This window comes from Nonomuraea sp. NPDC049784 (assembly GCF_040659615.1).
GTDB lineage: Bacteria > Actinomycetota > Actinomycetes > Streptosporangiales > Streptosporangiaceae > Nonomuraea.
Map to the genome: position 1 here is coordinate 1 of NZ_JBFAMX010000860.1, position 3,431 is coordinate 3,431.

The window sequence follows — 3,431 nt, forward strand, 5'->3', positions numbered from 1 at the left end:
TCGACCGGCGCACCCGCCGGCTCCTCGACCAGCTCGACCACGCCATCCGCGCCGAGCCTGGCACAAGGATCGACGCGGCCGCAGAGGCGGAGCTGCTGGAGTACTGGGAGCCGGAGCCCGCCGACGTCGCCGCGCTACGGGCCGGGGCCAAGCAGCAGCTGCGTACCGCCCGGGTGGCGTTGATCAACTACTTCGCCGGGCTCCACTACCGGGCAGGGCTGCCCGAAGCGCCGGACGAACCCGGCGCCTACGACGGCCGGGTGGTCCTCTACCTGCCTGAGGACGACCCAAAGGCCGCCAACGAGGCGATGCTCGGTCAGTGGCGTGCCGCGCTCGGCCGCGAACCGGACGTGGTGCCCGTGCCGGGCCTGCACAAGACCGTGGTCAGGGGAGACGGCGCCCTGACAGTCGGTTCCCTTCTGAGCGCCGAGATCGCCCGCCACCACCGCGGAGCCGACGAGACCTGAGAGCAAGGGGTAACGCGTGACCGAATTACCGGCTTTCTCGTTCGCGGGACATGTCGACAGACGCCCCGCCGGCGAGCTCGGCAGCCTGGCCGCCGGCTCACCGGCGCTGAATGAGCCCGTGGTCCTGACCGAGGGCCACCGGCTGATGGAGGAGGTGTGGCGCTGGACCCCGGAGTTCCTGCGGAAAACCGTGGGCGGGGAGCGGCTGCGCGCGACTCTGCCCGGCGACGACGGCAAGTTCCGGTACGAGCCGGGCCGCGCACTGGACTCCCAGCCGCTGTCGGTCGCCCGATTCTTCGACGACATGGCCGACCCGGACGGCCCGCGCTGGTGCCTGCAGCAGGTGGCCGTCGAGAGTGAGCTGCCCGAGCTGGCCGCGCGCCTCGACTACCCGGCCGGCGTCCCCAGGGAGCTGATCAACGCGGTCAACCTGTGGCTCGCGGCCCCCGGCACCGTGACGCCACTGCACTACGACGACACCCACAACCTGTTCGCCCAGGTGTCCGGGACCAAGACGTTCTACCTCTTCCCGCCGGAGAGCCTCGACGCGCTCTACCCGGGACCGCTCAACACCGGCGCCCAGCACCTCAGCATGGTCGATCTGTTCAACCCCGACCTCACCCGGCACCCGCTCGCCGCGCGGGTCAGCTACAGAAAGGCGACGGTGAACGCCGGGGAGGCCCTGCTGCTGCCCGCCTTCTGGTGGCACCAGGTCGCGTCGCTGGACGTGGCGATATCGGTCAACTTCTGGTGGAGGGCTCACGCGATGGACTGCTTATGCCCGGGCTTCATGCGGCAACTGCTGTCGACGGCCGTGCAGGAGGACCTCGCCGCCCTCACGCACACGTTCGAAGTCGGCGACGCGGACGCGAAGAACCCCATGGCCGACGCCGCCGACCTGGCCCAGCTCCTCGCCGACATCGGAGAGTACCGCGCCGCCACGGCGCTGAGCCTGTCCGTCCTGCGCACCGCCGAGCGCGAGCCCAGGACCTCGCGCTCGGCCGGTGAGGTACTCACCGCCAGCGCCGACCTGGCCGCGGCCCTGGGACGTGAGGGCCAACCACCGCCCGAGCCGGTCTGGCGGCTCATCGACGACGTCATGGCGATCACGAGTGCGAACGGGGAACGCGTATGAACACGCTCAAGGACCTTCCGGTGGCGGTGAGCCTGTCCTATTTCTCCGCCAGTGGCGGCGACGGCCCGACCGGCTCGCCGTACGATGTGCTCCTGGACAGCGCGCGGCTCGGCGACCAAGCGGGGTTGGAGGCCGTGTGGCTGCCCGAGCGGCACTTCGCCGACTTCGGCTATCTGTACCCCAACCCGTCGGTGCCCGCGGCGGCGGTCGCGGCGGCGACCAGCCGGATCGGTATCCGGGCCGGCAGTGTCGTCATGCCGCTGCACCACCCGGCGCGGGTGGCCGAGGAGTGGGCGGTGGTCGACCAGATCTCCCGCGGCCGGGTCGGCGTCTCGTTCGCCTCCGGCTGGAACGGCAGCGACTTCGTGCTCTCCAGCGCTGACGTTTCCGAGCGCCGCCAGGTCATGCGGGACGGCATCGAGGCGGTCCGCGCCCTCTGGCGGGGCGAGTCGCGGACCTTCCACGACGCCTCGGACCGCCCGATCGAGCTCAGGACGTTCCCCAGGCCGGTCCAGCCCGAACTGCCGGCCTGGCTCACCGCCGGCGGCTCCGTCGGCACCTTCGAAGCCGCCGGATCGATGGGCCTCAACGTCCTCACTCACCTCGTCGGGCAGAGCCCAGAAGACCTTCGGGAGAACGTCGCGGCCTATCGTGAGGCCAGGCGGGCGCACGGCGATGACGGGCGCGGACACGTCACCCTGATGCTGCACACGCACCTCATCGACGGGTCCCGAGCCTCCGCCGAGCGCGCCCAGCACGAGCTGGCCCGCTACCTGACCAGCTCCATGAAGCTCGACGAGCGCAACGTCGCCGACGCGGAACGCGCCGCGGCCTTCAGGTCGCTCAACGACGCCGACCGCGCGGCGATTGCGGCGCTTGGGGCCTCACGCTTCCTCGAGTTCGGCCTCATCTGCACCGCCGACGAGGTGCGCGACCGGCTGACCGAGGTCAGGGCATGGGACGTCGACGAGGTGGCCTGCCTCATCGACTTCGGCTTCGAGTACGGGCCGATCATGAAAAGCCTCGAAGAGCTGCTCAGCGTCCTCTCCTGACTCCTCCCCACAGCCACCGCCACTGACCCCGGAGGTCACCTGTGCTCTCTGATTCGAAGCGGAAGCTCCTGGAGCTCCGGTTGCGGGGGGAGAACGCACCGGCACACGAACCGATGCGGCGCCCTGACGGCCCGTTGCCGCTGTCGTTCGCGCAGCAGCGGCTGTGGTTCCTGGACCAGCTGGAGCCCGGCTCCGCCGAGTACAACGTGCCGGTCTCTCTGCGGCTGAGTGGCGCACTGGACGTGCCGGCGCTGGCGCAGGCGCTCGACACCGTGGTGGAACGGCACGAGGTGCTGCGCACGCGTCTCGTGCCGGACGAGGACGGCGTCGCCCACCAGGTGATCGACCCGCCTGGCGGGTTCGAACTGGCGGTCGTGGACCTGTCCGGCAGGCCCGACCCCGAGGGGAGGGCCGCCGAGCTCGTCGCCGAGGACACGGTGGCCCCGTTCGACCTGGCGGCCGGGCCGCTGTTCCGCGGCCGGCTGCTCCGGCTGGGCGCCGAGGACCACGTGCTGAGCCTGTGCATGCACCACGTCGTGTCCGATGAGTGGTCGGCCGGGGTGCTGCGCCGCGAGCTGTCGGTGCTGTACGCCGCGTTCTGCCGGGGAGGACGCTCGCCGCTGACCCCGCTCGCCGTGCAGTACGCCGACTTCGCCGCCTGGCAGCGCGACCGCCTCCGGGGCGAGGTGCTGGAAGGGCAGCTCGGCTACTGGACGGAGCGGCTGGCCGGCGCCACGGCGCTGGAACTGCCGACCGACCGCCCCCGCCCCCCGGTGC

Annotated in this window: 4 protein-coding genes; all 4 read left to right on the top strand. The window is 71.5% G+C overall.

Annotated features, from left to right (window positions below):
• Positions 1 to 467 (top strand): hypothetical protein (locus AB0J09_RS59940; protein ID WP_360712611.1); only part of this gene is annotated, 467 nt, incomplete at its 5' end.
• Between the two features lie 16 nt (positions 468 to 483).
• A complete protein-coding gene (locus tag AB0J09_RS59945; protein WP_360712614.1) occupies positions 484 to 1,602 on the top strand; it encodes a cupin-like domain-containing protein in 1,119 nt (372 codons plus the stop codon).
• Positions 1,599 to 2,654, top strand: a complete 1,056-nt coding sequence (locus tag AB0J09_RS59950; protein WP_360712617.1) for a MupA/Atu3671 family FMN-dependent luciferase-like monooxygenase — start codon at positions 1,599 to 1,601, stop codon at positions 2,652 to 2,654. Before AB0J09_RS59945 ends, AB0J09_RS59950 begins: the two co-directional genes overlap by 4 nt.
• Before the next feature lie 41 nt (positions 2,655 to 2,695).
• On the top strand, positions 2,696 to 3,431 hold a 736-nt coding region (locus AB0J09_RS59955), incomplete at its 3' end, for a condensation domain-containing protein (protein WP_360712620.1).

Bases quoted from the DNA above. Each gene is read 5' to 3' on its own strand.
- AB0J09_RS59950 (WP_360712617.1), top strand. From the start codon at position 1,599: ATGAACACGCTCAAGGACCTTCCGGTGGCGGTGAGCCTGTCCTATTTC.